This is a genomic window from Nitriliruptor sp., assembly GCF_040882075.1.
GTDB lineage: Bacteria > Actinomycetota > Nitriliruptoria > Nitriliruptorales > Nitriliruptoraceae > Nitriliruptor.
The window spans coordinates 56,037-71,065 of record NZ_JBBEBZ010000172.1 but is presented as its reverse complement, the minus strand read 5'-3'; the positions used below and the strand labels follow the sequence as shown (position 1 = coordinate 71,065).

Here is a 15,029-nt window from a genome sequence, read left to right as displayed (position 1 = left end):
GCGATGGTCTCGTAGGGGAACTCCTCGTGCTTGATCCAGTTGCGTTCGCGCAGCTCGAACGGTTCGACCCCGAGCTCGACGGCGGCCTCGTCGATGAGCCGTTCGATGGCGAAGGTCGCCTCGGGGCGGCCCGCGCCGCGGTAGGCGTCGGTGGGCGTCTTGTTGGTGAAGACCCCGTGGCAGGTGAACGACAGCGCGTCCATCTTGTAGATCGAGTTGAACATGAACGCACCGAGGATCGGCACGCCGGGCGTCACCAGCTGCAGGTAGGCGCCCATGTCGGCCATCAGGTCGACCTTGAGCCCCTTGATGCGGTTGTCCGCGTCGAAGGCGATCGACAGGTCCTGGATCTGATCGCGACCGTGGGTGGTGGCCAGGAACCCCTCGGAGCGGGATTCGGTCCACTTGACCGGTGCACCGAGGTGGCGGGCCAGCACGAGGCAGATCGCCTCCTCGGCGTAGACGTTGAGCTTGCTGCCGAAACCACCACCGACGTCGGGAGCGACCACGCGCAGCTCGTGCTCGGGGACGCCGCAGGTCAGCGCGAGCATGAGCCGCAGGATGTGGGGGACCTGGGTCGCCGACCACAGCGTGTACTCACGGGACTGGGTCGGCGGTTCGCACACCACCGACCGCGTCTCGATCGCCAGCGGGATGAGCCGCTGCTGGATGAAGCGCCGGGTCGTGACGTGGGCCGCGCCCTCGAAGGCCGCGTCGATGTCCCCGTCGATCTTCTGCCAGGTGTAGCTCTCGTTCGAGCTGAGCGTGGTGTCAGCGAGGTCGGCGCCGTCGGCGAGGGCTGCCTCCATGTCGGTCACGACCGGGAGCGGGTCGTAGTCGACGACGACGTGCTCGATGGCGTCGGCCGCCTGGTACTTGGACCTGGCGACGACGACCGCGACCGCGTCGCCGACGTAGCGCACCTCGTCGACCGCGATGGGCAGGTGCACCGGCGCGGCCATGTCCTCGGTCACGGGCCAGGCGCACGGCAGGCCACCCTCCCAGTTGCCGACCAGGTCGGCCCCGGTGAACGCGGCGACCACGCCGGGCTGCTCGAGCGCGGCCGAGACGTCGACGTTCGTGACGCGGGCGTGGGCCACGGGTGAGCGCACCAGCGCGACGTGGAGCATGCCCGTCAACTGCAGGTTGTCGGTCCACATCGTGCGGCCGGTGACGAGGCGCGCGTCCTCCTTGCGGAGGCGGGTGCGCCCGACGTTCAGAGCCTGGCGGGGGGCATCGACGGCGGTCACGGTGCCACCTCCAGGTCCTGGAGCTTGTCCGCATCTCCGGCACGTTCGGTGACGTCGGCCTCGCCCATCGTCCCCTCCTCGGGGTTCGTCGTCATCGGCTCGCCGCGCATCTCGGCGGCGGCCCGCTGGACGGCCTTGACGATGTTCACGTAGCCGGTGCACCGGCAGAGGTTGCCCTCGAGACCCTGGCGGACGTCGGTCTCGGAAGGATCGTCGTTCTCGGCCAGGAGCGCGGCCGAGGCCATGATCATCCCGGGGGTGCAGAAGCCGCACTGCAGCCCGTGCTCGACGTGGAATGCCTTCTGCAGCGGGTGCCAGCCCTCGGTCTCGTCACGGGCGCCGGGCGCCCGGGTCGCCATCCCCTGGATGGTGGTGATCTGCTCGCCGTCGGCCTGGACCGCCAGGATCGTGCAGCTCTTGACCGACGTGCCTCCCACGTGGACCGTGCAGGCTCCGCAGTTGGAGGTGTCGCAGCCGACGTTGGTGCCGGTCCGTCCGCACGTCTCGCGGAGGTGGTGGACCAGCAGGGTTCGGGGTTCGACGTCGTGCTCGTAGGTCTCGCCGTCGACGGTGATGGAGATGCGTGTCACGGATCCCTCCCGGGCCTCGCGCGCCGCGTCGGGGATGTCCCACGCGGTGCCGCTCGTCGGGTCACGCGACCGTCCGAGCGCGTGACCTCCCTGCCCCCGGGTCGCCGCGGCCGCCTCGTCGACGAGGCGGCCGCGGGCGGGACCGGGGGTGGTCGGCCGCGCCACCCCGCGGACGGGGCGGGGGCTCGGACCGTCGGTTCCCGCTGCTCCCGCTCGCCGGTGACGCTCCCGAGCCACCGTCGAGCGGGTGGTGCTGGTGTCGTCACCGCTCCCGAGGCGACGACACGGCTCGACCGTAGGACCCACGCCCGTCGCGCGCCGGACGGACCGCGTGAACCTGGACACCGTGCGCCGTGGCCGCACACCCTGTGCGCCGAGCGTGACGTCGACGTCGCGTCCTCCGCGGAAGAAGTATCGGGAACGGTTCTCAGCTCGAGTAGGAACTGCTGTGTTGTCGCTCGACCTCGAGTGAGTTCACCGGCTGTCACTCGGTCGGTCCACCTCGTGCCCGAAGAACTCGGGGTGCCAATCCGCACGGCCGACGAGGAAGCGGGCGGGGCGAAGCCCCTCGAGAGGGTCGTGGTCAACGGTGTCGAACCCGCTGGCGGTGTAGCGCCCGAACGTTGACGGTCCGCCCTCGGCGACCATCCGGTACAGGAGCTGGTCACCGTTGGGCGTCCAGGCAGCGTGCATCTCGCCGAGCTGGACCTGGACCCGGTCGACGAGCATCTCGTCGGAGAGGTCGTGGATCCACAGCTCGAAGTCGCGGCCACCATCCGCAACCTCCACGGCCACGTGCGCGGCGATGCGGGTCCCATCGGCGGAGAGCCAGCCGTCCAGGAACTCGGTCACCTCGTCAGCGTCGACCTGGATGGTCCTTCGGTCGTCGCTGACCTGGAGGGTTCCGCAGTCGGCCTCGCACCACAGCAGCCGATCACGGGTGACGTCGAGGATCCGGGCATCGGTCCCGCCGACGAGGTCGTCGATCTCGCCGGTCACGGTGTCGTACCGGTGGAGGGCACCGTCGTCTCCGCGGAGGGCGAGGCCACCGGGAACACCACGCTCGACCTCGGACCCGGCCGCCGCCTCGACACGGTGCAGGCGTGTCCCCGTGTGATCGACGAGCGTCCAGGTCGCCGACCCGCCGTCGCCGCGCCAGTCGGGACGGTCGATGAGCCACAGCTCGGCTGGTTCGGCGGCCGGGACGAAGTAGGACGCCTCGCCGAGCAGCCGGGGTTCCGTCGCGGTGTCGAGGCCGACGGCCCAGATCTCGCCCCATCCGACCACGAGCCAGCTGCCCAGGCCCCACAAGCGGTAGGGCTGGTCGCCGGGGCGTTGCTGCTCGACCTGCCGCGTGATGGACGCCCCGGTGTCCAGTTCGACCGCCCGGAGGCCGGTGCCGCCGTCCGCTGCGATGACCACGGCGTCCGTCACCGTCGAGAAGACTGGCACCGGAGGCTCCGTCGTCCCGGGCGGTGTCGGCTCGCGCACATCGGTGGCGGTGGTGGGCTCGGCGGCGGTGGGCTCCTGGTCGTCTCCGCCGGTCACCCGGATGAGCGCGATGACGACTGCCACGGCGATGGTCGAGACGCCGATCCCGACCAGCCAACGGGGTGGCGCGTTGGACGCGCGGCGTGCGTCGGCGTCGCCCGTGCGAGACCACGCAGCGGCCGCCGCTCCCTCGGCACCCGCGTCCGAGGGAGGAACGAACGCGCCGCAGCGTCCGCAGAACCTGCCCCACTCCTGCTCGTGCCCGCACTCCCCGCAGCGCACAGCGCCTCCCGGTCCGCGGCCCTCGAACCCTATCGATGGCGCCTCGTGAGCGATCCGAACGCGTCGAGTACGGCCACCCGCACACCCTGATCCCACGCACGTTGGACTGCGCAGCACGGTCGGCTCGTCGAGGTCCCGCGGGGACGGTCCGTCAGGCGGTGGCGGCGGCCGCGGCACGGCCGGCGGTGCGCCCGCTGAAGATGCAGCCGCCGAGGAAGGTGCCCTCGAGCGACCGGTAGCCGTGCATCCCGCCACCACCGAAACCGGCCACCTCACCGGCCGCGTAGACGCCGGGCAGCACCTCTCCGCCGGGCTGCATGACGCGCCCGTCGAGGTCGGTCTCGAGGCCACCGAGGGTCTTGCGCGTCAGCAGGTTGAGCTTGACCCCGATGAGCGGCCCGGCCGCCGGATCGAGCAGGCGGTGCAGCGGCGCGACGCGCATGAGCTTGTCACCGATGTAGCTGCGCGTGTCGCGCATCGCGGCGATCTGCAGGTCCTTGGTGAACGGGTTCCTGAGCTCGCGGTCGCGCGCCTGGACCTCGGTGCGGACCTGGTCGAAGTCGAGCAGGGGGGTGTCGGTCAGCGCGTTCATGCCGCGCACCAGCGCCTCGAGGCTGTCCTCGACGACGAAGTCGGCACCCTTCTCCTTGAACAGTTCGACCGGGGCCGGAGCGCCGGACCCGAGCCGCTGCGCCAGCATCCGGACGTCCTTGCCGGTCAGGTCCGGGTTCTGTTCCGAGCCCGACAGCGCGAACTCCTTCTCGATGATGCGCTGGGTCAGGATGAACCAGGTGTGCTCGTGGCCGGTCCTGCAGATGTGCTCGAGCGTGCCGAGGGTGTCGAAGCCGGGGAACAGCGGGACGGGCAGCCGCTTGCCGGTCGCGTCGAGCCACAGCGACGAGGGCCCCGGCAGGATCCGGATGCCGTGACGCGACCAGATCGGCGTGTGGTTCTCGATGCCCTCGGTGTAGTGCCACATCCGGTCGCGGTTGATCAGCGACGCGCCAGCCTCCTCGCTGATGCCGAGCATGCGTCCGTCGACGTGGTCGGGCACGCCCGAGAGCAGGTGCTTCGGCGCGGGCCCGAGCCGGTCGGGCCAGTTCTCGCGCACCAGGTCGTGGTTCGCACCGATGCCGCCGGAGGTCACGATCACCGCCTGCGCGTGCAGCTCGAAGGTGCCGACCTCGGTGCGTGAGCTCTTGACCCCACGCTCGACGTCGCCGTCCTCGAGGACGGCGCCGCTGATGCCGTCGACGGTGCCACCCGTCGTGGTCAGCGCGTCCACCCGGTGACGGAACCGCAGCTCGACGCGTCCCGACTCGACGTGTGCCCGGACGCGACGTGCGAACGCCTCGACCACGGCCGGCCCGGTCCCCCACACGATGTGGAAGCGCGGTACGGAGTTGCCGTGCCCGGTGGCGATGCCGTTGCCGCGCTCCGCCCACCCGACCAGCGGGAAGAACGAGATGCCCTGCTCGATCAGCCACGGACGCTTCTCACCGGCGGCGAAGTCGAGGTAGGCCTCAGCCCACCTCCGCGGCCAGTGGTCCTCGTCGCGGTCGAACCCGGCGGTCCCCATCCAGTCCTGGTGGGCGAGCTCGTAGCTGTCGGCGATGCGCAGGCGGCGCTGTTCAGGCGAATCGACCAGGAACAGCCCACCGAACGACCAGAACGCCTGGCCGCCGAGGCTGGCTTCGGGCTCCTGGTCGACGACGATGACGCGGCGTCCCGCATCCGCGGCCTCGGCCGTCGCGACCAGCCCTGCGAGGCCGCCTCCGACCACGATGATGTCGGCGTCCATCCCCACCTCGATGCCTCGTCCCAGGTCCCGCCCGCCGACGGGACCGTCAGGCTAACCGGCGCGTTCGAGGGCCGACCGCGCTCACCGACGTGCATCCTGCGGCATGCTGCGCCCTCCCCACCGGCCCCCGGACAGGCGATGCTCGTGCCCACCGACCTGCGGCAGCGCAACTTCCTCAAAGAGCTCGACCTCACGCCCGACGAGTGGCGTTCGCTCCTCGACCTGGCCGCGGAGCTGAAGGCGGACAAGGCGGCCGGTCGGGAGCGACAACGGCTCACCGGGCGGAACATCGCGCTCATCTTCGAGAAGACCTCGACCCGCACCCGCTGCGCCTTCGAGGTCGCCGCCTTCGACCAGGGCGCACACGTCAGCTACCTCGAGCCGACCGGCACCCAGATCGGGCACAAGGAGTCGATGAAGGACACCGCCCGCGTGCTCGGCCGGTTCTACGACGGGATCCAGTACCGCGGATCGACGCAGCGCAACGTCGAGATCCTCGGTGAGTTCGCCGGCGTCCCGGTGTGGAACGGGCTGACCGACGAGTGGCACCCCACCCAGACCCTCTGCGACACCCTCACGATGCGCGAGCACAGCGGTAGGCCGCTCGAGGAGGTCACGCTCGCCTACCTCGGCGACGCCCGCAACAACGTGGGCAACTCGCTGCTGATCGCCGGGGCGATGGTGGGGATGGCGGTGCGGATGATCGCGCCGCGCGAGCTGTGGAACGAGCCCGAGGTGATCGAGCAGGCGCGGGCGATCGCGAAGGCGACCGGGGCGCGGATCACCCACACCGACGACGTGGCCGGCGGCGTCGAGGGTGCGGACTTCCTCTACACCGACGTGTGGGTCTCGATGGGCGAGCCCGCGGAGGTGTGGGACGAACGCATCGCGTCGCTGCAGCCGTACCAGGTGACGATGGACACGCTCCGGGCGACCGGGAAACCGGACAGCAGGTTCATGCACTGCCTCCCCGCCTTCCACGACCGCGAGACCGCGATCGGTGCGGCGCTGTACGAGCGCACCGGCCTCGAGTGCCTCGAGGTGACCGACGAGGTGTTCGAGTCCGACCGCTCCATCGTGTTCGACCAGGCCGAGAACCGGATGCACACCATCAAGGCGATCCTGGTCGCCACGATGGCGACCTGACGTCGACACCGGGGCGATCGATCAGGCGCGGCGGCGCAGGCCCACGGCCGCGAGGACCAGCCCACCGAGCAGTACGCCGGCGCCACCTCCGGTGACCGGCAGCGGGTCACGGGTCGGCGCAGCCGTGCCCGGCCTCGCCCCCTGATCCTGGTCCGGCGCGGGTCCCCGCTCGCCCTCGGTGGGAGCCCGGTCCTCGCCAGCGTGCGGCTGGTCCGCCGGCGCGGCCTGGCTCGCCGACGCGGACCACGGGTCGAGCAGATCGGGTGCGTAGGCGCTGCGCTGGTAGGCCTCGCAGAACGCGTCCTCGTCCCCCTCGAAGGCCGGGTCGAGCGCCACGAGGGCGGGGCGGATCGCGGTCCAGATCGACTTGTGCCCCTCGAACAACCCGGGGTCGTCCGGGTCGGTGGACACGACCCCGTCGCGGGCGGTGATGACCAGATCGAGGCCCCGGTGCACCGAGATCCGCTGACCACCGGCCCCCGCGGCGAAGGCCATGCCGACGTCGTGGGTGACCTCGTCGAAGGGGGTCCCGCCGTTGGCGTCCGGTGCCTCGAAGAACGGCGCGTGCGGGTAGGTCGGCCAGGTGGCGTACGGCGAACAGGTCAGATCCGACGTCCCGGTCGAGTAGGTCCAGTTCTCCGCGGCGTTGACGTAGGTCAGGTAGCCGTACCCGGTGTTGGTGTCCCCGAACGCCGGGTGGGTCATGCGGTAGACGAACCGCTCGTCGAGCAGCGCCTCGCCGTCCCACACCCCCCGACGCAGGAGCAGAAACCCGATCCGCGCGAGGTCCTCGGAGGTCGAGAACATCGTCCCGGCGATGCTCTGACCCGGCCAGGACGACCCGGCCATCCCCATCCGGTCGAACACCTCGACCTGGGCGAACTCGGCGATGTTCGTGACGCCCGGGAAGGCGTCCGGTTCCTGCTCGATCACGCGGTTCATCACGCCGACGAGGACGTTGATCTCACGGTCACCGAAGGTGTCGTAGCTCCAGGCACCCTTCTCGCCGTGGGACAGGTCCTCCTTCGTGGCGGTCATCGCCAGCACGTGCGCGACGGACGCGTCGGGGTTGATGCCGCCGAGGTCCCCCTCGTCGACCCAGCCGGTGATGGGGTCGGTCTCGTCGAGGCTGCTGCGAGCGGCCACCATGCCGACCAGCACCGCGCCCAGGGTCTTGGTGATCGACCACACCTGGTGGGTCGCCGTGGTCCCGGTGGGGTAGCCACCGCTCCAGCACAGCTGTCCGTACCGCACCACCGTGTAGGGCGTGGCGATCAGGATGGCGTCGGCCTGCTCCATGAGGTCCGGATCGAGGCCACACCGCTCGGCGACCTCGTCGCGCGGGACCGGGACCCACGGCTCGGCGCCCGGACCGGCGACGTCGTCCACCGGCACCGCTCCCGCAGCTCCGGCGGTGGCGCCGATGAGCCCGACCGCCACCGCGATCACCGACGCCGAACGCCGGGCTCGCCGACACCCCTCCCGTGGTGTGCTGCGTCGTCCCATCGTGTCCACCTGGCAGCTCCTCGATCGCCGCCAGCTACTTCGACGAGCGCCCCGTCACCACCTCCCGGTGGCGGACCGCGGCGACGCGCGGTGGTCCCGCTCCACCCGAACCGGGCCAGAGCGCCCCTCGGGTGGCCTACCTTCGTGCGTCGACGAGGAGCGGATCGTGGACGTCGGCGTGATCGGTCTGGGCGACATCGCCACCAAGGCCTACCTCCCTCTGCTCGCCGCCCGGCCGGACGTTCGCCTGCACCTCGCCAGCCGCGACGAGCGCCGCAGGCAGGAAGCGGCCACGAGGTTCCACGCCGTGTCGACCAGCGAGGACGAGACGGGCCTGCTCGCGCACGGGCTCGACGCGGTCTTCGTGACCGCGGCGACCTCGGCGCACCCCCGGCTGGTCACGGCCGGGCTCGATGCTGGTGCCGCCGTCCACGTCGACAAGCCGCTCGCCGACACGGGCGCGGAGGCGAGGTCGCTGGTCGAGCGGGCCCGCTCGCGTGATGTCGTGCTCGCCGTCGGGTTCAACCGACGTTTCGCGCCCGCCTACCGCCGGCTGGCGGCCGTCACCGACCCGCCGCTCGTGCTCATGCACAAGCACCGTCCGGATCGGCCCGATGCGGTTCGGAAGGTCGTGTTCGATGACTTCATCCACGTGGTGGACACCCTGCGGTGGCTACTCGGGACAGCACCGACGAGCATCGACGTCGCGGGTCTGGTCGTGGACGGCCAGCTCCACCACGTCCTGCTGAGGCTCGGCGCCGGAGGACGCCACGCCATCGGGACGATGGACCGCGTCAGCGGCGCGACGACCGAGTCCCTCGAGGTGCACGGCGCTGGCGGCACGCTCGTCGTCCACGACGTCGCCCGGACCGAGGAACGGCGCGGCGACTCCGTCCAGCTGGAGCGGCCCGGGGACTGGGAACCGACGCTCCGCACCCGTGGGTTCGAGGCCATGGTCGACGCGTTCCTCGCCACGGTCGGAGGCGCGCGTCCGGAGCACCCGACCCTGGACGACCTCCTCGCGACGCACCTGCTGTGCGAGACCGTCGTCGAACGGCTCGAGGCCCTCAGCGGCGCCTGACGCGTCGGCCGGCGTCCTCGTCCATCGCCTTCCGGCCGCGCACGTACCACAGCACGGGTCCGATCAGCGGCAGGGTGATGATCGCCGTCCACCGCCAGACCAGGACGCGCCGGTCGCCCTGGCGGTCGTGCAGTTCGCGGACGGCGAACATCGTCGGCGCCCACCAGACGGTGGCCAGCACCAGGACGAGCAGCGTCTCCCGCCCCACGTGCTGACCTCCGTCGATGGACGAGCGCGGTTCACACGTTGCGATCGGTGTCCGGGTCGACACCGGTCACGTCGGTGCCGTCAGCGGTCCGCGCGTCGACGGTGACGGCGTCCGCCGGGACGCCCTTCCTCGGGGTGCGGCCAGGCGTGGACAGGTCCATCCCACGGATGACGAACGTGAAGAGCAGGAAGTAGACGACGGCGAACGCCAACCCGACCGGGATGGCCAGCAGCGGGTTGGTCGCGATCGGGTAGCTGATCATGTAGTCGATGAACCCCGCCGAGAACCCGAACCCGATCTTGATGTTCAGCAGGTCGGCCACCACCAGCGCCGTCCCCGAGAGGAGGGCGTGGATGGCGTACAGCGTCGGCGCGAGGAACATGAAGCTGAACTCGATCGGCTCGGTCACGCCCGTGAGGAAGGACGCGAAGCCGGACGAACCCATCAGCGCTCCGGTCGAGCCGCGCTCCTCGCGGTCGGCCTGGCGGTACATCGCGAACGCGGCCGCCGGAAGCGCGAACATCATGATGAAGAACCAGCCGGCCATGAACAGCCCGGCGTCCGGGTCGCCCTGGAAGAACCGTGTGAGGTCGCCGGCGTAGGTCTCACCGTCCACCGTGTAGGTGCCGAACTGGAACCACACCAGCGTGTTGAGGATGTGGTGGAGACCGAACGGGATCAACGCGCGGTTGGCGACGCCGTAGATGAAGGCCCCGAACATGCCGGCGCCGACCAGCCAGTTCCCGAAGTCGTCGATCACGCGACCGACCGGCGGCCACAGGAAGTAGGCCAGCAGGCCGAGCACGATCGCCGCGAAGGCGGTCACGATCGGGACGAACCGACGACCACCGAAGAAGGCGAGGTAGTCGGGGAGCTTGATCTCCTTGTAGCGCTCGTAGAGCCAGGCGGCGATCAGTCCGATCAGGATGCCGCCGAGCACGCCCATGTTGGCGGTGACGGCCGGTTCGACCACCTCCCCGCCCTGGACGACCTCGGGGGTCACGATGGTGATGCCGTTGATGGCCTGCAGGATCAGGTACCCGACGGCCGCCGACAGGGCGGCGGCGCCCGCGCCGCCGGTGAAGCCGATGGCGACACCGATGGCGAACAGGAGCGGCAGGTTGGAGAAGACGGCGTCGCCGCCGACCAGCATGACCTCCCACAGCGTGTTGCCCCACTGCAGCCAGGAGACGGTCTGGAAGTAGTCGCCGAGCCGGAGCAGCAGCGCTGCCGCCGGGAGGACGGCGATCGGCATCATCAGCGATCGCCCGACCCGTTGCAGGGTTCCGAACACGAGCATCCCTCCGTCCAGCGGCCGGCCTGCCGGCCGGTCGTCCCCTCGGGGCGGCTGACCGCCGCCCCGTGGGTCCCCGCCACGGCCCCGTGGTCGTCAGACGAGCACCCACGGGGTCACCTTACGCCTGCACGACGCGCGTCGTGCGGTTTCTCGACCGGCGTCAGCCGCTCTCGAGGAGCGCGTCGCCGGCGGCGACCGTGCCTCGACCGACGACGGTGACGGCGTGCCCGCTGATGACGACGACCGGGGTCACCGTGTCGATGCCGAGCTCCGCGAGCCGGTCGAGATCGACGGTGACCAGCAGGTCGCCGACCGCGACGTCCGCACCCTCCTCGACGAGCGTGGTGAACCCGTCGCCCTCGAGCTTCACGGTCTCGAGCCCGATGTGCACGAGCACCTGCAGCCCGTCCGCGGACTCGATCGCGACGCCGTGCCCACCCGGGAACAGCTTCTCCACCCTGCCGGCGATGGGGGCGCGGACCTGCGAGCCCGTGGGACGCACGGCGACACCGTCCCCGACGATCCGTTCGGAGAACACCTCGTCGTCGACGTCGTCGAGAGCGATGACCTCGCCCGCGACGGGGGCGACGACGAGGGTCATCCCTCCTCCATCTGGCGTCGCATGACCTGCTCGATGTTGTCCGACTGCAGACCCATCACGACCTGCACGACGCTGCCACGGCGCATCACCCCGTGGGCACCGGTCGCCTTCAGCGCCGGTTCGTCGATGGCCGCCTCGTCGTTCACCTCGACCCGGATCCGCGTCGTGCACGGCTCCAGGTGCTTGATGTTGTCCTTCCCGCCGAGCCCGGCGATCAGGGCGGTGGCGACCTCGTCGAATCCAGCCATCAGGGTGCTCCTCTCCACGACGCACGCGTGCCGCGCGCCATCCGGTTCCAGGTGTGCCGCACGCCGCGGATCGCGACGCTGTAGGCGTGGATGACGTCGGGTGACGCCACCCCGGTCCAGCCGGCGTCACCGATGTGGTGGACGTCGGCGCCGATCCGTTTCGCGGTCAGGGCGAGCGTCCGGATCGTCGTCAGGTCGGCCCCCTCCTGCGAGGTCCCGATCGTGCTGACCGCGACGGCGCCGGCGGCTCGCGCCGCCACCACCGTCTCGCGAGCCGTGGTCTCGCTCACGCCCGGGACCGTGCCGGGGACGGGGACGAGGACGCCATCGGCGCCGGCCGCGACCAACGCTTCGGCCGTGTGCGGACCGATCGTCTCCTCCGCGCCGGCCTGGTGCATCTTGCCAGCGAGGACGACCAGGCCGGGTTCGGCTTCCGTGAGCGTCCGCACGGTACGCACCAGGTCCGCGAGGCCGGCGCCACGGCCGGGGTTCGCGGTCACGATGACGAACGCCGCTCCGTTGGACACGGCGGCGCGACCGGCGGATGCCGTGCCGCGCACCGCCCGGGGAACGCTGGGCAGATCCGGTTCGAGGTTGCACCCGACGGGCCGTCCGAGCAGCCGGGCCAACCCACCGAAGCCGGCCGGTGGCGGGTCGAGCTCCTCGAGCCCGGTGACCAGCACGCCTTCGGCGGCGGGATCCACGAGGTTGCAGCAGATCAGGTCGGCCCCGAAGGCAGCGACGAGCTCGGCGTTGGCCGTGCCGGTCAGGAGCGGTGGCGCCGACGCGATGACCTCGGCCAGGACGGTCCGCCCCTCGGCCTCGCGGATCGCATCGAGCAGCGCCGGCCCCCGGAGAGCGGCCAGGTCGGGCCCGTAACGGTCGAGGATGCGTGTCACGGCAGGGCCTCGCTGGCGACGGCGCGGGCCCGATCCGCGTCCTCGGCGGCGACGGCACGGGCGGCGAGCTGCTGGCACCGTTCGAGGGTCGACGAGGCCAGCGCCGCCCGCACCGGCAGGAGGGATGCCGCCCCCATCGACAGCTCCGTCACCCCGAACCCCACCGCGAGCAGCGCCCAGGCCGGATCACCCGCCGCCTCGCCGCACACGCCGACCCAGCGGTCGTGTGCGGACGCGGCGTCGCACACCTGCTGAACCGCGCGCAGCACGGCCGGGGCGAACGGGTCCTGCAGCGCAGCGAGGGCGCCGTTCTGTCGGTCCGCGGCGTGCAGGTACTGCGTCAGGTCGTTGGTGCCGATGGAGAGGAAATCCAGCTCAGCAGCGAAGGCATCCGCGGTCAGGACGGCGGCAGGTACCTCGATCATGACGCCGAGCTCGACGCCGGCGTCCCGCAGGCCGGCTGCCTCGGCTCGGGCGATGAACCACCGCACCTCCGCCAGGGTGGCGACCATGGGCGCCATGACCGCCACGGGGCCGTGGTCGGCTGCGCGCCGGACGGCACGCAGCTGCGCGTCGAGCAGCTCCGGGTGGGCACGTGCCAGGCGGATGCCACGGACCCCGAGCGCGGGGTTCTCCTCGGCCTCGACGGGCAGGAACCGGGCGGGCTTGTCCGCCCCGAGGTCGAAGGTGCGGACGACGAGCTTCCCACCGTCGAGCAGGTCGACGGCCTCCCGGAGCCGCTCGTACTGTTCGTCCTCGGTGGGCGCCTCGTGCTGGTCGAGGACCTCGAACTCGGTGCGCAGCAGCCCCACACCCTGCGCGCCCGCGGCGAGCGCCGTCCGCAGATCGGCGACGCTGCCGATGTTCGCCGCCAGCTCGATCCGGTGGCCGTCGGCGGTCGCGCCGGGTCCGTCACCGGCGAGCACCGCCAAGCGATCACGTTCTGCGGCCGCGGCCTCAGCCCGTCCCCGGAGCCCGGCGTCACGGACGGCGGCCTCCCCGAGGTGGACGGTCCCCTCGTCGCCGTCGATCCCGAGCACCTGACCGTCCTCGACGGCGTCCAGGACACCGGTCACCGCGACCACCGCGGGGACCCCGATGGCACGCGCGAGGATCGCGGCGTGGCTGGTGCGGCTGCCCGCCTCGAGCACGAGCCCGGCCACCTGCGTCGGGTCGAGCCCCGCGGTGTCGACCGGGGCGAGGTCGTGGGCGACCACGATGCTGCCGGACGGCAGCTCGGCGAGGTCGGGCGCGGCCCGGCCGAGCAGCTGACGCGCCACCCGGTCGCAGACGTCGCGCACGTCGGTCGCCCGCTCCGCGAGGTACTCGTTGGTGCTCTCGGCGAGGGCCGACGCGTACACCTCCCCCGCTTCCACGATGGCCCGTGCGGCGGGGAGCGCCCCGTCGCGGACGCTGGACGCGGCCGCGTCCGCGAGCTCGGGGTCGGCCACCATCATCGCCTGGGCGTCGAGCACCTCCGCCACCTCGCCGTCCGCGGCATCCGCTCGCTGCTGGAGGTCGTCGGCGACGACCGCGATGGCCGTTCGCAGCGCCTCGAGCTCGGCCGAGGGGTCGGGCACCGGCCCCTCGGGCAGCTCCAGTTCCTCGACGACGTACCGCCACGCCGGCCCGATCCCGACCCCCGGGGAAGCCGCGACGCCGGCGAGGTCGGTCACAGTTGACCCGTCAGCTCGGTCAGCGCATCCAGGGCGGCTTCAGCGTCGTCGCCCTCAGCGGTGACCCGGACGTGGTCACCCCGCCGAACGTCGAGCTTGAGCACCGCCAACAGCGACCGCGCGTCCGCCTCGGTCTCTGCCTTGTGGAGCGTGATGGTGGCGTCGAACTCCCCCGCCTTCTTGACGAACAGCGCGGCCGGCCGCGCGTGCAAACCCACCTCGTTGTCGAACGTCAGGTCACGTTCTGGCACAGGTCCTCCACTCGCAGTCGGTCCACTCCGTTCACGACCATCTCGGCGCCCGCCTCGATCAGGCGTCCACGGTCGACCGTTCCCTCGACGCCGATCACGCGCATCCCCGCGGCCCGCCCGGCCCGCACCCCGGCCGGTGCGTCCTCGACGACCGTGCAGCGCGGACCGGCGACGTCCAGCTGTGCGGCCGCGGCCCGGTAGATCGCGGGGTCGGGCTTGCCGCGGTCCACGTCGGAGGCGGTCACGATCGCGTCGAAGTGCCGCACCAGGTCGCCGAGGAGCGCGTCGACCGCGTTGCGCATCGCGCTCGTGGCCAGCGCCAACGGCACCGACCCACCGGCCAGGGCCTCGAGCAGCCGTTCGGCACCCGGGGCGATCGCCGGCGGTGCGTCCACCTGCAGCGCGTCGGACCGCGCCTCGAGCTGGAGCGTCGTGCGTTCGCGTTCCGCGACGGGCATGTCCGGGTGCAGGTCGGCGAGCACGTCGACGCTGCGGCGCCCGAGGACACCCCGGGGTCCGTCGGGGCCGGGGTCGTGCCCGATCCGGTCGAAGTACTCAGCCCAGACCTGCACGTGGCTGTCGCTGGAGAGCACCAGCACCCCGTCCATGTCGAAGATCACGGCGCACGGCGGGGTGCGTCCGGTCCCCCGGGGGTCTGGCATCATCCTCGGCGCACCCTTCGAAGCGTGGTCGAGCACGCTA

Annotated in this window: 15 protein-coding genes; 2 read left to right on the top strand and 13 right to left on the bottom strand. The window is 71.7% G+C overall.

The features are described from left to right. The 4 genes from WEB03_RS11570 to WEB03_RS11555 all read right to left on the bottom strand — a co-directional run. A partial coding sequence (locus WEB03_RS11570) for a xanthine dehydrogenase family protein molybdopterin-binding subunit (protein ID WP_368071103.1) occupies positions 1–1,250 on the bottom strand: 1,250 nt, incomplete at its 3' end. After that, positions 1,247–1,840: a (2Fe-2S)-binding protein gene (locus WEB03_RS11565; protein ID WP_368071102.1), complete on the bottom strand. Its 594-nt coding sequence runs from the start codon at positions 1,838–1,840 to the stop codon at positions 1,247–1,249. The genes WEB03_RS11570 and WEB03_RS11565, both read right to left, overlap by 4 nt. Positions 1,841–2,314: 474 nt before the next feature. Beyond that, on the bottom strand, positions 2,315–3,292 hold the full coding sequence (locus tag WEB03_RS11560) for a hypothetical protein (protein ID WP_368071101.1): 978 nt from the start codon (positions 3,290–3,292) through the stop codon (positions 2,315–2,317). A 472-nt stretch (positions 3,293–3,764) separates the two neighbouring features. Beyond that, entirely contained in the window at positions 3,765–5,414 is a 1,650-nt protein-coding gene (locus WEB03_RS11555; RefSeq protein ID WP_368071100.1) for an FAD-binding dehydrogenase, read from the bottom strand. 144 nt (positions 5,415–5,558) lie between these two features. Between WEB03_RS11555 and argF the strand changes: the two genes are divergently transcribed. Then, a complete protein-coding gene (argF, locus tag WEB03_RS11550) occupies positions 5,559–6,560 on the top strand; it encodes an ornithine carbamoyltransferase (RefSeq protein ID WP_368071108.1) in 1,002 nt (333 codons plus the stop codon). Positions 6,561–6,581: 21 nt separating this feature from the next. Here argF and WEB03_RS11545 read toward each other — a convergent pair whose 3' ends face one another. Then, positions 6,582–8,000 carry a hypothetical protein gene (locus tag WEB03_RS11545; protein WP_368071099.1) on the bottom strand — a complete coding sequence of 473 codons (1,419 nt, stop codon included), beginning with the start codon at positions 7,998–8,000 and terminating at the stop codon, positions 6,582–6,584. Between the two features lie 232 nt (positions 8,001–8,232). On the opposite strand from WEB03_RS11545, the gene WEB03_RS11540 reads away from it, so the two are divergent. Continuing rightward, positions 8,233–9,147, top strand: a complete 915-nt coding sequence (locus tag WEB03_RS11540; RefSeq protein ID WP_368071098.1) for a Gfo/Idh/MocA family protein — start codon at positions 8,233–8,235, stop codon at positions 9,145–9,147. Here the strand turns inward: WEB03_RS11540 and WEB03_RS11535 are convergent. The 8 genes from WEB03_RS11535 to WEB03_RS11500 all read right to left on the bottom strand — a co-directional run bounded on the left by WEB03_RS11535 (position 9,134) and on the right by WEB03_RS11500 (position 14,989). Next, positions 9,134–9,355: a hypothetical protein gene (locus tag WEB03_RS11535; RefSeq protein ID WP_368071097.1), complete on the bottom strand. Its 222-nt coding sequence runs from the start codon at positions 9,353–9,355 to the stop codon at positions 9,134–9,136. The two genes, WEB03_RS11540 and WEB03_RS11535, sit on opposite strands and share 14 nt — an antisense overlap. A gap of 31 nt (positions 9,356–9,386) precedes the next feature. Then, a complete protein-coding gene (locus tag WEB03_RS11530; protein WP_368071096.1) occupies positions 9,387–10,655 on the bottom strand; it encodes a PTS transporter subunit EIIC in 1,269 nt (422 codons plus the stop codon). Positions 10,656–10,812: 157 nt separating this feature from the next. Beyond that, on the bottom strand, positions 10,813–11,253 hold the full coding sequence (locus WEB03_RS11525) for a PTS glucose transporter subunit IIA (RefSeq protein WP_368071095.1): 441 nt from the start codon (positions 11,251–11,253) through the stop codon (positions 10,813–10,815). Next, positions 11,250–11,501 (bottom strand): PTS transporter subunit EIIB, encoded by a 252-nt coding sequence (locus WEB03_RS11520; RefSeq protein ID WP_368071094.1) that lies wholly within the window; start codon positions 11,499–11,501, stop codon positions 11,250–11,252. Before WEB03_RS11520 ends, WEB03_RS11525 begins: the two co-directional genes overlap by 4 nt. Beyond that, on the bottom strand, positions 11,501–12,400 hold the full coding sequence (locus WEB03_RS11515) for a haloacid dehalogenase-like hydrolase (protein WP_368071093.1): 900 nt from the start codon (positions 12,398–12,400) through the stop codon (positions 11,501–11,503). The genes WEB03_RS11520 and WEB03_RS11515 overlap by 1 nt, the downstream gene beginning before the upstream one ends. Beyond that, positions 12,397–14,076: a phosphoenolpyruvate--protein phosphotransferase gene (ptsP, locus tag WEB03_RS11510; RefSeq protein ID WP_368071092.1), complete on the bottom strand. Its 1,680-nt coding sequence runs from the start codon at positions 14,074–14,076 to the stop codon at positions 12,397–12,399. Before ptsP ends, WEB03_RS11515 begins: the two co-directional genes overlap by 4 nt. Beyond that, positions 14,073–14,327: an HPr family phosphocarrier protein gene (locus tag WEB03_RS11505; protein ID WP_368071091.1), complete on the bottom strand. Its 255-nt coding sequence runs from the start codon at positions 14,325–14,327 to the stop codon at positions 14,073–14,075. The genes ptsP and WEB03_RS11505 overlap by 4 nt, the downstream gene beginning before the upstream one ends. Next, complete coding sequence (locus WEB03_RS11500) at positions 14,309–14,989, bottom strand: HAD family hydrolase (protein WP_368071090.1); 681 nt, start codon at positions 14,987–14,989, stop codon at positions 14,309–14,311. Before WEB03_RS11500 ends, WEB03_RS11505 begins: the two co-directional genes overlap by 19 nt. Positions 14,990–15,029: the final 40 nt, after the last annotated feature.